The organism is Vibrio rarus, assembly GCF_024347075.1.
GTDB lineage: Bacteria > Pseudomonadota > Gammaproteobacteria > Enterobacterales > Vibrionaceae > Vibrio > Vibrio rarus.
In genome coordinates this window covers 2,476,600-2,495,903 of sequence record NZ_AP024900.1, presented here as the reverse complement: position 1 = coordinate 2,495,903, position 19,304 = coordinate 2,476,600, and the positions used below count along the sequence as shown (strand labels likewise).

Annotated in this window: 17 protein-coding genes; all 17 read left to right on the top strand. The window is 43.2% G+C overall.

Annotation, left to right across the window (positions count from 1 at the left end; all coding sequences use genetic code 11):
• The first annotated feature begins 145 nt into the window (after window positions 1-145).
• The 17 genes from csrD (at window position 146) to OCU56_RS11300 (ending at window position 19,170) form a co-directional block, all read left to right on the top strand.
• Window positions 146-2,152 (top strand): RNase E specificity factor CsrD, encoded by a 2,007-nt coding sequence (gene csrD, locus OCU56_RS11380; protein WP_261873330.1) that lies wholly within the window; start codon window positions 146-148, stop codon window positions 2,150-2,152.
• Window positions 2,153-2,292: 140 nt separating this feature from the next.
• Entirely contained in the window at window positions 2,293-3,642 is a 1,350-nt protein-coding gene (locus tag OCU56_RS11375; RefSeq protein ID WP_261873329.1) for a hypothetical protein, read from the top strand.
• Window positions 3,642-4,283: a type 4a pilus biogenesis protein PilO gene (pilO, locus tag OCU56_RS11370; protein ID WP_261873328.1), complete on the top strand. Its 642-nt coding sequence runs from the start codon at window positions 3,642-3,644 to the stop codon at window positions 4,281-4,283. Before OCU56_RS11375 ends, pilO begins: the two co-directional genes overlap by 1 nt.
• On the top strand, window positions 4,276-4,599 hold the full coding sequence (locus OCU56_RS11365) for an MSHA biogenesis protein MshK (protein WP_261873327.1): 324 nt from the start codon (window positions 4,276-4,278) through the stop codon (window positions 4,597-4,599). Before pilO ends, OCU56_RS11365 begins: the two co-directional genes overlap by 8 nt.
• Window positions 4,600-4,614: 15 nt before the next feature.
• On the top strand, window positions 4,615-6,237 hold the full coding sequence (gene mshL / locus OCU56_RS11360; protein ID WP_261873326.1) for a pilus (MSHA type) biogenesis protein MshL: 1,623 nt from the start codon (window positions 4,615-4,617) through the stop codon (window positions 6,235-6,237).
• The gene (locus OCU56_RS11355) at window positions 6,237-7,082 is read left to right on the top strand and encodes an ExeA family protein (RefSeq protein ID WP_261873325.1); all 846 of its coding nucleotides are present in this window, start codon (window positions 6,237-6,239) and stop codon (window positions 7,080-7,082) included. The genes mshL and OCU56_RS11355 overlap by 1 nt, the downstream gene beginning before the upstream one ends.
• Window positions 7,079-8,386: a hypothetical protein gene (locus tag OCU56_RS11350; RefSeq protein WP_261873324.1), complete on the top strand. Its 1,308-nt coding sequence runs from the start codon at window positions 7,079-7,081 to the stop codon at window positions 8,384-8,386. The genes OCU56_RS11355 and OCU56_RS11350 overlap by 4 nt, the downstream gene beginning before the upstream one ends.
• Window positions 8,376-10,103 (top strand): GspE/PulE family protein, encoded by a 1,728-nt coding sequence (locus tag OCU56_RS11345; protein WP_261873323.1) that lies wholly within the window; start codon window positions 8,376-8,378, stop codon window positions 10,101-10,103. The genes OCU56_RS11350 and OCU56_RS11345 overlap by 11 nt, the downstream gene beginning before the upstream one ends.
• A gap of 6 nt (window positions 10,104-10,109) precedes the next feature.
• Window positions 10,110-11,330 (top strand): type II secretion system F family protein, encoded by a 1,221-nt coding sequence (locus OCU56_RS11340; RefSeq protein WP_261873322.1) that lies wholly within the window; start codon window positions 10,110-10,112, stop codon window positions 11,328-11,330.
• Window positions 11,331-11,332: 2 nt separating this feature from the next.
• Window positions 11,333-11,788, top strand: a complete 456-nt coding sequence (locus OCU56_RS11335) for a hypothetical protein (protein WP_261873321.1) — start codon at window positions 11,333-11,335, stop codon at window positions 11,786-11,788.
• A gap of 93 nt (window positions 11,789-11,881) precedes the next feature.
• Window positions 11,882-12,481, top strand: a complete 600-nt coding sequence (locus tag OCU56_RS11330; protein ID WP_261873320.1) for a type II secretion system protein — start codon at window positions 11,882-11,884, stop codon at window positions 12,479-12,481.
• A 330-nt stretch (window positions 12,482-12,811) separates the two neighbouring features.
• Complete coding sequence (locus tag OCU56_RS11325) at window positions 12,812-13,300, top strand: type II secretion system protein (protein WP_261873319.1); 489 nt, start codon at window positions 12,812-12,814, stop codon at window positions 13,298-13,300.
• A gap of 135 nt (window positions 13,301-13,435) precedes the next feature.
• Window positions 13,436-13,933, top strand: a complete 498-nt coding sequence (locus OCU56_RS11320) for a prepilin-type N-terminal cleavage/methylation domain-containing protein (RefSeq protein WP_261873318.1) — start codon at window positions 13,436-13,438, stop codon at window positions 13,931-13,933.
• The gene (locus OCU56_RS11315) at window positions 13,923-14,546 is read left to right on the top strand and encodes a type IV pilus modification PilV family protein (protein WP_261873317.1); all 624 of its coding nucleotides are present in this window, start codon (window positions 13,923-13,925) and stop codon (window positions 14,544-14,546) included. Before OCU56_RS11320 ends, OCU56_RS11315 begins: the two co-directional genes overlap by 11 nt.
• Window positions 14,546-15,313 (top strand): PilW family protein, encoded by a 768-nt coding sequence (locus tag OCU56_RS11310; protein WP_261873316.1) that lies wholly within the window; start codon window positions 14,546-14,548, stop codon window positions 15,311-15,313. The genes OCU56_RS11315 and OCU56_RS11310 overlap by 1 nt, the downstream gene beginning before the upstream one ends.
• Window positions 15,303-15,779, top strand: coding sequence for a hypothetical protein (locus OCU56_RS11305; RefSeq protein ID WP_261873315.1), 477 nt, complete (start codon window positions 15,303-15,305; stop codon window positions 15,777-15,779). The genes OCU56_RS11310 and OCU56_RS11305 overlap by 11 nt, the downstream gene beginning before the upstream one ends.
• Window positions 15,772-19,170 carry a DUF6701 domain-containing protein gene (locus tag OCU56_RS11300; RefSeq protein WP_261873314.1) on the top strand — a complete coding sequence of 1,133 codons (3,399 nt, stop codon included), beginning with the start codon at window positions 15,772-15,774 and terminating at the stop codon, window positions 19,168-19,170. Before OCU56_RS11305 ends, OCU56_RS11300 begins: the two co-directional genes overlap by 8 nt.
• Window positions 19,171-19,304: the final 134 nt, after the last annotated feature.

Genomic DNA, 19,304 nt, shown 5'->3' with positions numbered 1-19,304 from the left:
TTGTAAAAAACGACATTTATAACAAAAACCATATGAAACAACTTGTTTTTGTCGGTGGTATTAAATTATTAACAATAAATAGTTTTATTCATCATTTAGCAGTATATCCTATCAACAATAGGTGAAATTCAAGGATTGAATCTTCATGCGAACGACCCCGTCATTAAAACTTAGCACCCGCCTAGTGGCATTTGTAACCATGATAGTTATAGGTGCTGTTTTTATTCTCTTTGTTGGAGGGGCTCTATCGATAAAGCAACTTGGTCAGGAATATACCAAGTACTCGGTTTCGAGCATGGTAAAGGTCATTGATCAGCAGTTACTGGAACATATAGACACCAGCGAATTTCGTCGTTGGATTCCTCAAATTATTAAGGCGAGCAATGTTATCGAGCTTGAATTGTCTACGGATAACTCTGTAGTGTTTGAGTACCATGATACCGAACGAACATACGATGTAGCACGCTTAATTACTATCTCAAATCAGCTAACACTACACCCATCGTATACGATAAGCGTTAAAGTATTACCACCTTATATTGGCTACGACTATTCCATCGGAGCATTATCTTCTCTTACCTTGGCCTTTGCCTTGATAGCCATTTGTTTAGTGCAAGGCTTACGTTGGTTACAAGGGCAGTTACAGGGCTCCGAATTATTAGAAGAGCGAGGTCGAATGATACTTGCCGGTCGTGTAGAGCAATATGCTGTTGGCGATCATTTAGAGTGGCCTTATACCGCCAGTGAAGCGTTAGATAAATTAATCGCGGAATTGCAAGATGCCAGACAGGAGCGAAGTCGTTTTGATACTTTTATTCGCTCCCATGCTTTTCAGGATCAATTAACCGGTGCGGTAAATCGCTTATCTTTTGATAACAGACTTGAATCAACCTTAACCGAGAGTAATGCTGCCGGTGGCATAATCATGGTTCAAGTTAATAATTGGATTGATATAAAAGAGGCATGTAGCAAAGAACAGCAAGATCGGTTTATCGTGATGTTAGGTGAGGTGATTACTAATTGTGTTTCCCGATTTCCAGATGTTGTTTTTGCTAGATATTTCACGGATACCTTTGCTATTTTAGTGCCGAATCAGTCACTGGAAAATGTCTCTAATTTGGTCTCGCAATTATTAAAACAGATCGGAAAACTGACACCGTTACTAGGATTAGACGCAGAGAATTGGTTGCATGCAGGAATGACCGTATACCGACAAGGAGAGCGAAAAAGTGATATCCTTAACGAAGTGGAAACAGCGTTAAAAAGTGCGCAACTAGAGGGCTCGAATAACTGGAGCTGCTTTAATAAAAAAAGCAAACCATCTTCGGAACGAGGCAGTGTGCGTTGGCGCACGTTGTTCGATAAGCAATTAACGCCTGATAAGTTAATTCTAATAAAACAGCCATGCTTTTTGCTCAATGAGCAAGGAGGAATAGAGCAAATACATGAAGAAATTTTCAGCCGAATTATCGATGAGCAAAGGCTAGTGCTTAAAGCGTCTAAGTTTAGTCCTGCCGTTAGACAGGTAGGATATGAGAAGCAGTTAGATAGAAGTGTTTTATTTAATTTAGTGAAGTATTTAAAGCAGGATAAACAATCATCATGCTACTCTGTTAATTTGTATGCTCAGCCATTTAAGTATCGAACGCACTTTAATTGGTTCAGAGATGAACTTTTGCAACTGACCCCCGATCAGCGTAAGCGATTATCTTTCGAGTTTCTGGAAGGGCCTATGGTAACTCACCTAGATGTCATGCGAAATGTTCTAAGAATGATTTCAGGGTTGGGGTGTAAAGTGATCGTCAATCAAGCAGGGCGTACAATCCTTAGTTTGCACTATATTAAAGATTCAAAAATAGATTACTTAAAGCTACACCGCAGTTTAGTGCGTAACATAGAAGGTCGCTCGGAAAATCAGCTATATATACGCAGTTTGATTGGTGCTTGTACCAATACCAAAACAAAAGTTATCGCAGTCGGTGTAGAAACCCAGCGTGAGTGGCAACAATTACAAGAATTAGGGATCGATGGTGGACAAGGTCGCTTCTTTGCCAAAGAAAGTGATTTTATCTCCGCTGTTCCTGTATCAACAACAAAAGTGACGGCCACGATTCTAGGTAAAAGGAATCGTTGGAAGAATAAAGCGAATTAATCGTGCGCAATGGGTTTTATTAGTCTTAAACATTTGAAGTGGTAGTTATCATGACATGGTTGTCTAAATTGAAAAAACTAAAACTATCCAGGAATGATGGTTTTCAATTAGTCATAGTAATACAGGCAGATGCAGTTTATTTGTCGGAACGCTCTCAACCTGAAAAAGCCCCAGAGGTATATCCCATTGCTCATGGCAATTGGGAGAGCGCCCTTAAAGACGCACTGTCGAATAAGAACTATAAAGGCAAGGCGTGTATTGTGCTCAGTGCGCAACACTACCAAAGCTATCAAATCGATAAACCACAGCTGCCAAAAGAAGAGTGGTCTGTGGCGCTTCCGTTCTTACTTAAAGATCTCATCACAGAAAAATTTACCGATATTGTCGCAGACGCCAGTTTGATGCCCGACGGGCAAAAAGTGCAGGCTTATATTATTGCCAAGCGCACTTTACAAGTCTTACTTGAAGTGGGCCTTGCTCATGATGTGCATGTTAATCGAGTTATCACCGAAGACGAGATCTGGGGACGCAGCACAACCGAGGCCGATAGCTTCTTATTGCTTAGACGCACGATTAACGATGGCTACAAACTTGCCGCATATGTTGACGGCATTCCTGTTTTTAATCGTAGCTTGCGAGGCATAGCCGCTCCTATCACAGGAGAAAATGGCACTTTAGACATGTATGACTCCCTAGCGTTGGATATCCAGCGCAGTGCCGATTACTTGAAAACCTCCATGCCTCAGTCATCATTTAGACAGTTATTTGTCTGTTGTGATGAAGACAACACGCAACAGTTGATTGAGCGATTGCAAGACACGGTTAACCCTAAAATTTCCCCGCTATCGGAACCGCAGGTATCAAGCGGAGTGACTCTTTGTAAAACGGTTGCTGGGTTATCCTCATTTAGCATTAATTTATACCCAGAGCATTTACGCCCGCAGAAAGAGTTACTGACACTCAATAAAGTCGTATCAGTATGGGTACTGACCTTAATCGTGATTGCAGGGTTAACTTATCTTCAAACGCAGCAAACCAAACAAATTAAACTGCAATTAGTCAGCGTGAAGAGCCAAGCCGATGAGCTTGATCGAGCAAGAACCAGTTTACAGCAACAACTTGCCACCCATACACCGACGCAAGCTAAGCTCAATGCAGCCAAGCGAATTGAACAAGATATTGAATCCAAAAGAAGCTCATTAGATGCGGTAGGTAAGTTTGACGACTCACAAAAAGTGGGTTACTCAGGCATTATGGGAGCATTATCGGCGCAAGCGCGCAATGATATCTCATTGCAACATATCGTAATTACCAGTTCCCATTTAGACCTTTCAGGTATCGCAAGCAACCCAGCGGCTGTGCCTAGCTGGGTTAAGCAGTTTAAAAAAGAGCTGCCATTAGTGGGACGAACTTTTGACTCTTTGCACATAGGTCGAGACAAAAAGAATGTCGTGACATTTGAGCTAAAAGCGAAAGGAGGGCGCAAATAATGAAAGAACAATGGCAAGGGCTATGTGACCGCTTTTCTGACTTAAGCCTTCGTGAAAAGTGGCTGATCGCTATCGGCGGTTGGATTGGTATCATTTTAATTAGTTTAACTTTCCTACTTGATCCTGCAACGGAGCAAAAAAACAGCGCTGCTAGTAACTTGCAACAAGAGCGTCAAATAGTCGTGATGACGCAAGCGGATATCAATGTGTTAGAGGCGAAGTTAAAACGCGATCCAGATGCGGAGATCGACAAAAAACTGACCCAGCTCACCATAAAAAATCAGCAGTTGGCTGAACAGTTATCCAACGTAGTAGATAGCTTAATTGCCCCTAGTCAAATGGCGCAATTATTAGAAACAGTATTAGGCAGTGGCGGTAAGCTAAAGTTAGAATCATTACAATCACTTCCTGCGGAATCCATCACGGATAAAAGTGACCAATCGGGATACTTTTTGCATCCGGTAAGAATAACGATTTCGGGTAAATATTTCGATATTCAAAACTACTTAGCCACTCTTGAGAAAATGCCAGTGAAGTATTTTTGGCGCAGTTTTAACTACAAAGTACAAAAGTACCCGAAAGCAGAATTAGTCTTAGAGGTGTACACCTTAGGTACAAGACAGGAGTTCATTAGTGGCTAGAGTGATCATGTTGTTGCTAACTTTGGGCTTTGGGCAAATTGCGTATGCGCAACAAGACCCTACAGCACCATTAGGTTGGTACAGTAAAAAATCCAGCAGTGTGGCCAAGGTAAAGACATACGCTTTACCAACATTGCAAAGCGTTGTCTGTGATGAGGGCGCTCAATGTTTTGCCATGCTCAACGATAATATTTTGTCCGAAGGGCAATCCATAGCGGGCTATCACGTCAAAAAAATAACCTCGCAACGAGTGACATTAGCTCGTAATGGAAAAGTTTGGCACCTAGCACTTTTTAATTCAGACGTTAGACAATAAGGTTTTAGTATCTTCATGCGTATTATTTTTCTAGGGATGGTTATAGCGGTTTTATCTGGATGCTCTATGGGTCATAGAGATCCTGTAGAGGTTAAGCAGGCCTTAAATGAAGCTGCCAACCAAGCAAATAGCAAAAGTCTGGAACAACTGCCTGACTCTGTTCAAGCTGATCTTATGCCAGATTTAGATGGTGTATCACCAACTAAACAAACCACTTTGAAACGTTTTCGAGTGCAAGCCAATGGGGTTCAAGCAAAAGCATTCTTTGCCAGTTTAGTGAAAGGCACAGAATATAGCGTTGCTATTCACCCAGACGTTGCCGGACGTATTACGGTAAATCTAACCGACGTCACTATGGACGAAGTGCTGGATGTTGTTCGCGATATCTACGGTTATGACGTGGTGAAAAATGGCAAAGTAATTCAAGTGTATCCAGCAGGACTGCGCACCGAAACCATTCCTGTAGATTACCTACAACTGAAAAGAATGGGCCGCTCACTCACTTCTATAACAAACGGTTCAGTATCCTCGAAAGATGATGGAAGCAGCAGTAGTGATAGCCGTTCATCAAGCTCTTCAAGCTCTTCAAACACATCTACCGAAAAAACCGGTGGTACAGATATAGAAACCATCAGTGAGAGCGACTTTTGGGCGCAACTAGAGCAGTCGGTTTCGACATTAATTGGCGCCAGTGGCGGACGTAGCGTAGTGGTGTCGCCACAAGCGAGCGTTATCACAGTGCGTGCTTATCCCGATGAAATTCGTGAGATCCGTCGTTATCTTGATGTGTCAAAACAACGCCTACAACGTCAGGTTATTCTGGAAACTAAAATCCTTGAAGTTACGTTAAGCGACGGCTACCAACAAGGCATCGAGTGGAGCAACATGAGTGCCTCACTAGGTGGTGCTAACGTGGTGGTAAATCGCGCAGCCTCTACCTTATCTGGATTAGACCCGATAGCTGATTTACTCGGAGGCTCAACGGCAGTAACCGTTTCAGATGGTAACTTCCAAGCGGTCCTTAACTTTATGGCAACTCAGGGCGACTTAAATGTATTGTCCAGCCCGAGAGTAACCGCTGCCAATAACCAAAAAGCGTTAATAAAAGTGGGTGAAGATGAATACTTCGTCACCGACGTGAGCAGTGTGGTTGGCAGTGGCGACAACGCCAATGTGGCCCCCGATGTCGAATTGACGCCTTTCTTCTCAGGTATCTCTCTAGATGTAACGCCACAAATTGATGACCAAGGTAATGTGCTGTTGCATGTACACCCAGCGGTTATTGATGTGACCACTGAGATGAAATCAATCGACCTTGGTGATACCGCTGGCGTTATACAACTGCCGTTAGCGAAAAGCTCCATTCGAGAGTCCGATACCATCATCCGTGCCTCAGATGGCGATGTGGTGGTGATTGGTGGTTTGATGAAAACAGCCAATAAAGAAGTAGTGTCTAAAGTCCCATTCCTTGGTGATATCCCCGGAATTGGACATCTATTCCGCAATACAGTGACTTCTAAAGATAAAACAGAATTGGTTATTTTGCTTAAACCTACCGTTGTAGGTGTCAATACTTGGCAGCAAGAGATTGAACGTTCACGTAATTTGTTGAATGAATGGTTCCCTGAAGGGCAGTAATGTATTTTTCGAGATTTGGCTTTAACCAACCCCCATTTGGGTTGACTCCTAACACTGAACTTTTTCACGGTTTGGCTCCGCACTATGAGGCGATCCATACCGTGATGTCAGCCGTTAATATGGGGGAAGGGATTGTAAAATTAACCGGAGAAGTGGGTACTGGAAAAACCATGGTGTGCCGAATGTTAATCGAGCAACTTGAGGACCAGTACACTTTGGTGTATTTGCCGAATCCAGTGCTAGATGGCGATGGTATACGCTTTGCCATAGCAAAAGAGTTGCAAGTGAATACCGATGATCATCGAGCCATTGTTGATAATATTCAGAAAAAATTATTGGCAATGAGAGAGGCGGGTAAGCCAGTTGTTGCTCTGGTGGATGAGGCGCAAGCCTTAAGTGATGAAGCATTGGAAACCATACGCTTGTTTGGCAACCTTGAAACTATCAATAGCAAACTATTGCAGATTGTACTAATCGGTCAACCCGAGTTAGATGAGCGATTGTCTGAGCATCACTTACGACAGTTTCGCCAGCGCATCACCTTTAATGCCCAATTGCGCCCTCTGACATTGGAAGAAGCATCCGCCTATATAGACCATCGCATCACCTTGTGTGGAGGAAGCAAAAACTTGTTTAATTTGCGACAGAAAAAAGCCATTTGGCGCTCCGCTTCAGGTATACCTCGTATCATAAATCAACTGTGCCATAAGGCCTTATTGTTGGCATTTAGCTCAGACAAACAAACGGTCGCTAATCGACATCTATTTGATGCAATGAAAGACACCTACGTGATGCAAAAACCAAAATACAAAACACCATTTTTATGGGGGTGGCAACAAGTATGAGTGTTGTTAACAGTGCTTTATCTAAACTGGCCGATAAAGATAAGTCTCAAGGGCAAGCGTTGACGCCTGCTGACGTGCCAAAAATAAAACAATCAAAACCAATTGCTTGGCTGATTGGCGGTGTCGCTATTAGTATGGCCATTGGCAGTTGGGCCGTGTCTCAACAGCAACCGCCGGTAAGTAATGAATCGGTTAGCGATGTCACCATTGCTCAAGCGCAACAGCAAGCTCAAGTAGAAGCCCCTGCTGTGTCATCTACGGCTAAACTTGAGTCTACAGCGACCGCATCTTCCCCTACGCACAGTAAGGTGCTAGAACCGGCGGCGATTCATGCCGCTCCTGTGGTGCCAGCGAAGCAACAGCCTCAAGATACACCCATAGCTCAAGATAAACCCGTGACGGTAGCCAAAGCGGCATCAACACCGGTGGCAGAGCCCAGCAAAACAGCCTCTCCTAAAGCAGAGCATAAACCGCTCCATAAGCCAGTTAAAACGCAAGCAGTGGCAAGCACCAAAAAAGCCCCTGCAGTGGTGGCTAAGGTCGCCCCTAAACCTAAGCCAGCACCTAAGCCTACCGCCGTGGCGAAAAAGCCGACCGTCGCTAAAGTGGTTGCCTCTAAGCCTGTACCTACCGCTCAACACAAACCGATATTATTGGCTAAGGCCGATACGGCAAGTGCATCGAATATGACAGTACAACAGGTGCAGTTGACCCCACGAGAGCTGGCCAATAAATCCATTGTTCGAGCAGAAAAAGCTCTAGATGCAAACGATGTAAAAACCGCGTTTGCCGAATACAGCCGCGCATTACGTTTAATGCCGAGCGATGAAGATGTACGACAAAAGTTATCGGCTCTGTATTACGGTCGTAAAGATGTCAGAAAAGCCGCTACCTTACTGCAAGATGGCATACGTCTAAACGATAAAAGCGAACAACTGCGTTTTGCTTTAGCCAAGTTACTCATTAAAGAGCAACAACCGGAAGCCGCCCTAAGCCCATTACTGTACCTGCCTGACAATGCCAGCATTGACTACCTAGCCTTACGTGCAGCCGTAGCGCAGGAAGCCAAGAAAATAGAGATGGCATTAGAGAGCTATAAAGCATTAACAGAGCAAGAGCCAGACAATGCCCGCTGGTGGCTAGGCTTAGGTATTCAGCAAGAACGCCAACAGCACTATGAAGAAGCGAAAGCCTCTTATACTAAGGCCCTTGGTCTAGTGGGCGTATCAAGAAATACGCAATCTTTTATTCGAGGCCGTATTCAACTTCTTGAATCATTAGAGGGTAAAGCCAGTGGCAATTAAACTGCTAAAACGCTTAGGCGATTTGCTGGTTGAAAACGAGATTGTTTCAGAGGAACAAGTTCAGCAGGCACTGAGCGCGCAAAGACAAACGGGACGAAAACTGGGTGATACGCTCATTCACCTTGGCTTCATATCAGAAAAGCAGTTATTAGAGTTTTTGTCTCAGCAACTTAACTTGCCCCTGATCGATTTAAACCTCGCTGAGGTGGATGTCGACGCGGTGTTGCTGTTACCAGAAGTACACGCACGTCGCTTAAGAGCCTTAGTGATTGACCGCGATGATAATACGATTCGTGTGGCTATGAGTGATCCCGCAGACCTCTTTACTCAAGAGTCCGTATTGCGCTTGCTTTCTAGCTACGATGTTGAGTTTGTGATTGCCGCAGAAGATCAACTCATCACAGGCTTTGATCGCTACTACCGCCGCACCAAAGATATCGCTTCATTTGCCGAGCAATTACATGCGGAGCACCAAGCCCCTGACACCTTTGATATAAGTGTCAGCAGTGAAGCCGACAGTGATGAGGTGACGGTTGTTAAACTCATCAACTCCTTGTTTGAGGATGCGGTGCAAGTGGGTGCTTCGGATATCCATATAGAACCCGACGACAACGTACTGCGTTTGCGGCAACGTGTAGATGGGATCTTACATGAAACCATTCTTAATGAAGTGAACATCTCATCGGCATTGGTATTGCGCTTGAAGCTCATGGCCGATCTCGATATTTCTGAAAAACGTTTACCGCAAGATGGCCGTTTTCACATAAAAGTGAAAGGGCAGTCTATAGATATTCGTATGTCCACCATGCCCGTTGAGCATGGGGAATCTGTGGTTATGCGCTTGCTTAACCAAACAGCAGGGGTGCGTCAATTAGACGAAACCGGCTTACCAGACGATTTACTTAAGCGGGTGCGTTACCAACTAAAACGCCCTCATGGCATGATTTTGGTTACCGGCCCAACCGGTTCAGGTAAAACCACTACTTTGTACGGTGCACTGTCTGAGTTGAACTCAGCAGCGAAGAAAATCATTACCGTTGAAGACCCTGTTGAATATCGCTTGCCTAGGGTGAACCAGGTGCAGGTGAACAGCAAAATTAACCTAGAGTTTTCAACCATACTGCGTACCTTCCTCAGACAAGATCCCGACATTATTTTAGTGGGGGAGATGCGTGACCAAGAGACAGTAGAAATTGGCTTGCGCGCCGCACTCACCGGTCACTTAGTATTAAGTACGCTGCACACCAATGATGCCGTAGACAGCGCACTACGGATGATGGACATGGGCGCGCCGGGCTACCTGGTGGCCAGTTCCGTTCGTGCGGTACTGGCTCAGCGTTTGATTCGCCGTGTATGTACCGAGTGCGCCGAACCGCACAATGTAAGAGAAGGTCAGCACACTTGGTTACAAGCGCGCTTCCCTAATCAAGTACATGCCAACTTTACTAAAGGCCGAGGCTGCCAAAGTTGTAACTTAACTGGTTATAAAGGGCGAGTGGGTGTGTTTGAGTTATTGGAATTTGACCAAAAATTAATGGATGCATTGCGATCCAACGATGCCGTAGGCTTTGCTCAACAAGCTCGTCATACCAAAGGGTATAAACCTTTGTTGGTGTCAGCAATGGAATTAGCCTTGCAAGGTGTGGTGAGTTTAGATGAAGTGATGACCCTCGGTGAGGGTGATAGCTCTGGCCTGTCAGAAGCGTATATTTTGTAGGTAATTATGGCGACCTTTAAGTACCAAGGACGAAACCTAGAAGGCCAGAAAGTGCATGGCCTAGTGGATGCTGCAACTCAAGAGTTGGCGGCAGAAGCGCTCATAGAAAAAGGCATCATTCCTATCTCTTTGCGTACTGGCAAGTCCTCGTCAAAAAGTAGTTTTGACTGGAAAGGGCTGTTTGTTCCTGCTGTGCCGTTAGAAGTGTACGTTATCTTCTGTCGTCAAATGTACAGTTTAACCAAAGCGGGTATCCCGCTGTTAAGAGCCATTCGAGGGCTGACTTCAGACGCCACTAACAAGCAGTTAAAACAAGCCTTGGTAGAGGTGGGCAATGAACTGACCAATGGTCGTAGCCTATCGGCATCTATGCAGTTGCACTCCAGCGTATTTAGCCCGTTGTTTGTGTCCATGATTTCGGTAGGGGAAAGCACCGGTCGCCTCGATAAAGCCTTATTGCAACTGAGTAACTACTACGAACAAGAATTAGAAACGCGCAAACGGATAAAAACCGCCATGCGTTACCCTATTTTGGTGTTGTCCTTTATCACCATGGCGATGTTTGTACTCAACATTAAAGTCATCCCGCAGTTTGCCAGCATGTTTAGCCGCTTTGGGGTGGATTTGCCTTTACCCACCCGAATTTTGATTGGCACTTCTAATTTCTTTGTTGAGTATTGGAGCTTAATTATTGGTGTGATGGTGGGGCTGTTATTTGCCTTTCAAGCGTGGATCAGCCGAGCAGAAGGGCGAGAAAAGTGGGATAGCCTGCGCCTTAAATTCCCTGTGGTGGGTAGCATAGTGAACCGCGCACAATTGGCGCGTTTTTCGCGAACATTTTCATTGATGCTGCAGTCGGGAGTGCCTTTGAATAACGCTTTGGCTCTTTCAGCAGAATCAATGGATAACAAATATCTTGAAGCGAGACTGCTAGAAATGAAATCTGCCATTGAAGCGGGCTCTGCCATTTCAGCGGCAGCCAAAAATACCGGTATCTTCACCCCTTTGGTGCAACAAATGATTTCCGTAGGTGAAGAAACGGGCCGTATTGATGAATTACTCATAGAAGTGGCCGACTTTTATGACCGAGAAGTAGATTACGATCTGAAAACCCTCACCGCGCGCATTGAACCTATATTATTGGTGATTGTGGCGGGCATGGTGTTGGTCTTAGCCTTGGGTATTTTCCTACCAATGTGGGGAATGCTGGATGCGATACAGAGGTAATCGTGGAAACCGCTTATAAAAAGCCCAATTTAAGCCAGTTAGCCGCTTGGGGGGCTGTAGTGCTGATATTGATCGCGGTGTTGTTGTTTTCTTTGCAACGCATTGCCATTCAAGCAGAAAGCACCTCAGTATCGTTAATTGCCCAAACAGCATTAGAGCGAGCCAACTATTTACGACAGTACTGGGAACTACAAGATAAGCCCCTGTATGCAGAAGTAAATGGTGCCGAAGTCGCCTTTAACGGTAGAGGATGGGTGAAACCACAGCTTAATGGCGTGCAAAGTTGTGACGCTTGGCAGAAGATTTTACTGGTAAAACCAAGGCGCAATTTTGCCCCTGTATCTGTGGCGTTATCACAGAAAAGTGATAGGTATTCATGCAGTTACACCTTTAAAAATGAAGATGTCATAGTAGTCAACATGATGGGAGGGAACCTATCCGTACAAAAGCAGTATTAATGGCTTTTATTACAAAGGCTTACATTTTGGTAGATTTTTTAATCAATACAGATATAATCTGCCGTCAAAAGTAGTATCTCATAGGAGTGTTTTATGAAACGTAATTCAGGTTTCTCTTTAATTGAGTTAGTAATTGTTATTGTTGTATTGGGGTTATTGGCCGTGGCAGCACTTCCACGTTTTTTAAATGTGACAGATAAAGCAAAAGAAGCCAGCGTTGAAGGCGTGGCAGGTGGCTTTGCTACCGCAGTACTCTCTGCTCGCGCGCAGTGGGAAGCAGAAGCGCGACCTCGTGCTATTGCGAGCGATAAGAACAGTAATTTTGTTGATTATGATGGCAGTTATTTTCAATTAACCTCTTCGGTATTGAGCAATGACGCAGCTTCAGGTTTACGAGACGGTTACCCAATCGCATTTACTGATAATACAGAACCAACTGGAACCTCTCCTACTGTGTTAACTGAAACTCGTTGTCTTGATTTATTTAATAACTTACTGCAAAACCCACCTAAAGTAGGCACGGTAGCCCAAGCAGGTAATGATAGCTCTATTAAGTATACTGCTCAAATCGTCAACGTAAATAACGTTGTTAACTGTCGCTATACTCAGCTTACAGGCGGTAAAGGTGCCGTTGCGGGCCACTACTTTGACTACGATGTATCAAAAGGTAGCGTGCAGGTAACACTAAATTAATTAAATTCGCAAAAAGTGATGGCTGATGACTCGCTGTAGAATAAGCTAGGTTTCACTGTCACTTTTGTGCCAATTTTAAGAGTTAAACACTGGTGAGGCAGGGCGATTTACAACAAAATAGTGTCTATCTTACCCAGACAATATTACCGTTGTAAAACAGGTTGTTAGGAATCACAAATCAACAAAAAATGTATGCAAAAAATTAGTATGCAGATCTTGTTTATCTGAACTGACCAGTTAACATTGTTAGTAACAAAATGTTAAATGACGAACTTTATTAGTAATAAACTATTTAGTAATAAATAATTTTAGCCATAGAAAGGTATATATATGAAAAAGCAAGGCGGTTTTACACTTATTGAGCTTGTAGTAGTTATCGTTATTCTAGGTATCCTAGCCGTAACAGCTGCTCCTCGCTTTTTGAATCTACAATCTGATGCTCGCGCATCTTCTCTTGAAGGCCTAAAAGGTGCAATGGCTGGCGCAAGCTCTATCGTTTATGGTAAAGCTGCGATTGCTGGACTAGAGACTACATCTGCTGCAAATACGACAATTTCTGATGGCACAAATACAATTGGTATTGTCTTTGGTTATCCGACGGCATCTGTAGATGGTATAGGTAAAGCAGTTGAGGGCTTAGCTACTGGTGGTGATTGGGTAGCAGTTTCAGGTACTGGTGGTACTAACGCTGGCGATGAGATTAAATACAAGTTTGCTAACTCTGGTTCAGCAACAGATGAATGTGTAGTGACTTATACTGCGCCTAATGCAAAAGGTGAAACTCCAACAATTGTAGCTGCAGACGAATCTAAGTGTTAATTAACATTTAACTAATCTTAAAGGCCAGCTTTGCTGGCCTTTTTTAATTCTGCAACCTAATTATTTTCTCAGCGAAATCACTGCCAATTCTATATAATCTAAATACTCACCTTTTTCAGTCGCTAGGGATAGGATTTGAATCATCGTTCTCTAAAGTATCGCAAAGGCTTTACCTTGGTAGAGTTGATTGTGGTGATTATTGTGGTGGCCATATTGTCGTTATATGCGGCCAGTAAATATATTGGTGTGTCACAGTTTTCCGCACAGGCGGCGCAGCAACAAGCTATTGCCGTGATTAGGCAAATTCAGCTTGGGCGCATGCAATCGAATATCGAATCTGGAAACCCTCTTAATAGCCGTTTTACATTAGTCGTCACCCCACATTGTTTGGGGTCACAGCAAGCGTGTAACTCCACTACGAATGAACCTTTTAGCCATCAGGTTATTATCGAAAATCAAGAGATGAGTTTTTCCCCTAGCATGACGGTTGATTTTGACTTGTTGGGCAACCCTACTTGTAAGGGTGGCTGCAATACACCTGTTGATGATCAAGCCATTCGTATTCAAGTAAATAGCTCTCAACAGCAACAAGGCATTTGTATTAATAGTCAGGGGTATGTGTATGGCTGTTAATAAAACATCTCCCAGAGCGCGTAACAAAAGCATAGGCTTTACCCTTATTGAAAGCATCATAGCCATAGTGATTTTGGGTATTGCTCTGATGATGCTAAGCAGTTTTTTGTTCCCACAAATCGCTCAATCGGCAAAACCTTTTTATGAAGTGCGAGCATCAGCATTAGCTGACAGCTTAATGACTGAAATACTAGCGCGAAACTTTGATGAGAACAGCGACCATGACGGTGGTAAATATCGTTGTGGGGAAGTGGAGTATAAAGATAGTAGTGGTCATCCGATCGCGTGTACTGAACAGAGTGATTTTGGCCCAGATAGCAGTGAGCCTCCTGCACTCTTTAATGATGTGGATGATTACCTAGGTTGCTGGTACACCACCACTCAATCTCAGCAAGAATGCATAGACACCACACATGGTGGCCCGCTCAATGATATTTTTGGAAGTGACATTAGCAAAGATTACTTAGGATTTAGAGCCGAAGTGAAGGTGGTTTACGACCATGACGCTCGTCTTGGTGCTGCTAGTCATAAGTTATTTAAACAGGTCACAGTGACGGTGACGGCCAGTCAATATGGTGATTTTACTTTTGTGGCTCATAAGGGGAACTACTAATGAAACAACGTGGTTTTACTCTTATCGAGCTGATTATCACCATAGTGGTGCTCGCTGTTATATTTTTAGGTATTGCAGGCTTTGTCGAATTTGGCACTAAGGGGTATACCCAATCTATTGATAGACAAAGACTACAAAATCAAGCTCGCTTTGCTATTGATAAAATGAGCCGAGAAATTCAATATGCCGTGCCCAATAGCTTTGTTAGTACTGACGATGCTTCAAATAAGTGTATTGCTTTTTATCCTATTCAATACTCCGGTTTTTACACCTTAAACGAATCTACCGGAAAGGTGGAATTTGTTGTTGCTAATGAAAACTATACACACCCACATACTTTTCCCGCAGGTACACGTTTAGTCATCAACCCTAGCCATATAGAAGACTTAGAATCTGACGGTCAGTCTGTAGGTTTAGAAAGTACGACCACTGCGACAGATGGTCATTACTTTTCGGTGGCGATGAACTTAACCAGTGAATCTAGCGCACATCGTCACTTTATTTATCAAGATAGCAGGGTGACGACGTACTGTATCAATCGCATTAACACCAATGACAATAGCGCAAGAATTTTGCGTTACTTAGGAGATATAAAGACTCACGTTGGTGTAGTAGTCGCCACAGGTGTGGCATTTAATGAAAGCAGTTTTAGCTACGATCAAACCTCATTACAGCGAGGTGGCTTAGTTCATCTTGATTTGTTGTTTCAAAATGGTGATGAGAAGAGTCAATATAAGCATGATGTACAGGTGAGTAATGTACCGTAATAATCATACATCGAGAAAATCACAGCAAGGTAACGTCTATATTGTCGCTATTTTCGTCATTGTAGTGATGGGGATGCTTGCGATGAATTTAACGAGAGTATCTTGGTCTAATCAAGACACTCTCACCCGTGAAGTCCTTGGAAAACAAGCCGCGCTACTGGCACGCTCAGGTAACGAGTGGGCGGTGACGTATTTATTTCCTCTTGATGAAGATGATGGCTACGCTTCTTTATCTACGCGGTGTGGTTCACTTGGATCAAGTGCAGTGGATGCCAGTAAGGCGTTGGTTGAAAATGCTGATATTCCATGTCACATAAAAAAGATTACCTGTACAGAGTCGCCAACCACAACGCCTGTCGAGTTGAAATATATTCAAATTTCAACTCGAGCGGTTTGTGATAGTGGTAATGTTTTTGAGGTAGAGCGAGAGCAAACAGTATGGGTGAGAGGCATTAAAGATGAATAGACGGCTATTTTTACTTTTATTTTTTGTACTTTCGATGCTATCTCAGTCAGTGTTTGCCGCAACTACATGCAATGTGACGGGTAATCATGATTTTGTCGTTCAGTTTCAAGTTGTAGGATCAACGAACTATCAACAAATAGCGCTTTCAGGAGGAAATGAAACTGATATTTTATGGTATACAGAACAAGAGAGATCCTTAGCCCACTTTGTATTTAATGAGCAAGGTTTAACATTAGGTCAAACTTATACCATTAGAATTGAAATAGACCGTGCTCAAGGAAATAAGCTAAGTACAGCGCACTATTATTGGGTAGAGAATGGAGTGACGGTTTTAAAACAAACCAAGTCTGTTCATTTGCATAATGGAGCCTTAGATGGGACAGGTACAGGTATTAGTGATTTACAGTGTGGGGATTCGGTTGAACTTCCGCCAATAGATCCGCCAGATGACTCTCCAGATCAATGTGATGTGTTTCCTAATGTAGTGCAGTCTTGGGGGACATCTTCAGTTTTAAATGTCAGTAATGGTGGTGCGTATATAACGGGGACGGCCGACGGGAAAGGTTTTGTTGGATTTTCGTCTGTATCTAATGGGGGTAGCTGGCAAAGAGCCTGTGATTCAAATCGATGTCAAAGTGATCCCAGCCTTTTGATTGCAGAACCCGCAGTAAATCCGTTATCGAATGCTCCTTTTTTACCGTTTGTTACTGACCAAACATTGTCTATACCCGAGGGGCGATATGATGTCATAGATAGTGGTGGATATAACACCTATACAATGACAGGTAAGTATTACGAAATTAATACGTTATTGATTCAAGGTTCGGCGAAATTTATTGTTCAACCCGATACATTTATTAAAGTAAATAACTTTACTATTCTAGGTAGTTCTAGCATAACATCAGCAGGCGGTGGTAAGGCTGAAGATTTAATTATTTGGGCGGAGGATGAATCAAATAAATCGGCTGAAGTCACGGTATCAGTAAATACCTCGTTTAATGCCAATATTTTTAGTCGAGGTACGGTTTCGTTGACGGGGGGCGCAGTACTACATGGCTCTATAACCGCGCACACTATAGATATGAATGGTACAGGGATAGAAAGAACAGAAGACACTTGTAATGTCACTCCTCCACCCACTAATGATTACTCTTTATCTTTATCCCCCTTACAAGGTATACAGCTTACCTGTACGGCTCAACCACTTGATTTTCAAGTAAAAGACTCCTCTGGGAATGATAGCGGAGCTTATGCTGGTAATATTATTGTTAATGCTTCTGGTGGTAGCAATAGCACATTTTCTGTAGTGCAAGGTTCATTTTTAGGGGGCAATCAATATAAGGCAAATAATAACGGTTTATTGCGCCTAAATATGGATGAAAATACGGTCAGTAATGTAGTAGTAACTAGTTATCTAGAAGATGATACGACAGGAACTACAGCCGTTGGTAACTATAAATTTGTGGCTTATAAGCTAGGATTTTCTCCTAATCCCACTAATGTAATCGCGGGTAAAACCTCGACGAATGTGTCAGTGCAACCTTTAGAGTGTTTGAATAATGCTCCAGTTGTGTCGAGCGATTACAACGGTGTGAAGCAAGTTGAGCTTCTCTCAACTAAGTACCATTCACCATTAATAACGTCTCGCCCTGGGGAGGTTATCAATGTGAATGGTACCACCACGCCTCATAGCAATGTTACTGTTGATTTTGGCTCTAACAGTACAGCGAATATAAATGTCAGTTATGCCGAAGCTGGCAGTGCCTCTTATGTGATGCAAGATGAAATATGTATTAATGATAGTCAGGGTGGACAAGAGTGTAGAACTTATGAAGGAGAACATCAGATCCAGTCTCGACCTTGGACTTTTGCTTTATGTGAACCAAATAATAGTGATATTTCAGGTACTTCAAAATCTGGCTCGTTCTTTAAATATTCAGGTCAAGAGTTCACTTTAAATGCAATACCAATAAAGTGGGTGAGTGGCAACACAGCGCCTAATGATGCGATTGATGTGAGTAACTATTGTAATCAACTGGACTCACTCGAAACCAAAAATTTTTACTCAAACACAGCGCCCGCGGTGAGTGTGAGTCTTAGTGCAGAGCTGGATACTCCATCTGGTGGTACGCTTGGTAGTGGTTTGGAAGGTGTTCCACCTACGGGGATTGCCAATGACAGTAAGGCTTCTGGACCGGTACAGTTTACAGATTTATTGTGGAAAGAAGCTGGCAGTATAAAAATATCCGCGGGCATTCAAAATGATGGCAATTATCTATTTGAACCCATCAATAAAGGTTACCGTACAGTAGGACGGTTCTCCCCGCATCACTTAGCAATGCTTGATGAAAACGATACCAGTCCAAGTTGGACTCAGTGGGATTATTTAACTGGTTTGGATAACTTTGCTTATATGAGCCAAGAGTTCCCGCATACTTTTAAAGTCCAAGCACAAGCTGTTGATGGTACGCCAACGACAAACTATGGCCTATTTAATGACTCATTGATTACTAGTTTGAGTTATATCGCTAATACATTAGGCCAAGCATCGAATGTTAGTTTGACCAATCGAATTTCAGGTTCGCAGACAACTTGGTCTGGCGCGGATTGGCCTAAGCGACTAAGTGATGATCCTTCTATATTATCCGTGACTATTAGTGACTTTTCTCTGATGAAAAAAGTAGTGAGTTCAACAGGGGGCTCATATATAGCTACGGAAGAGGATGGCCCTTATGATAGGTCTAATTCTATCTTTGGCTTACAAGCTAAGACCATAGTGGATAAAGTAGATTTCTCAGGATTAGATATTGAGAAGATTAATTCCGGGTCTACTGCGAAAACCTATGTAGGGAAATCCTTCCCAAATCAACCAGAGTTTCGCTATGGACGAATGAAACTCAATGATGTTGGTGGAAATTCAGGGCAAACCCTACGAGTACCACTAAAAGTTGAGTATTGGGATGGCGGAGCATTTGTAACCAATAAGCAAGATAATGCTAGTACATTCCTAGCTGCGAATAGATATTGTATTCAGACGATTTGGAATAATCAGTCAACCGCAGCAACGGATAGCGGATTACTTAGTAACGGTGGGGTTACCGTTGTTGACGGGGCTTCTGATGAGTTATATGCCGAGCATAATCCTATTAGTGGAGTAGATAACGAAAGAGCGCAGGTTCGTTTATGGCTGAGCCAAGGGACCGACTCCCCGCAACGTCACGAAAACGATATTGACTGCTCAAAAGCAACATCATTTACCAACCAACCTTGGCTGCAATACAATTGGCGAAACAAAGGGGATGAAGATCCTTCCGCTGTGGTTACTTTTGGTGTCTTTCGGGGGAATGACAGAGTCATCTTCCGAGGTGAGCGGGCATTGATTGGTCATTAACATTGGCTTTTTTAGCGCTTAAGTCAGGCTAGCGTCAGAAAAAGGCACTTTATATCAATCTTTGTCATGCAATGCCTTGCCCAATAAGTGAGGCATTGGTACATTTAATACAATTTTATCTTCCAAAGATTGTG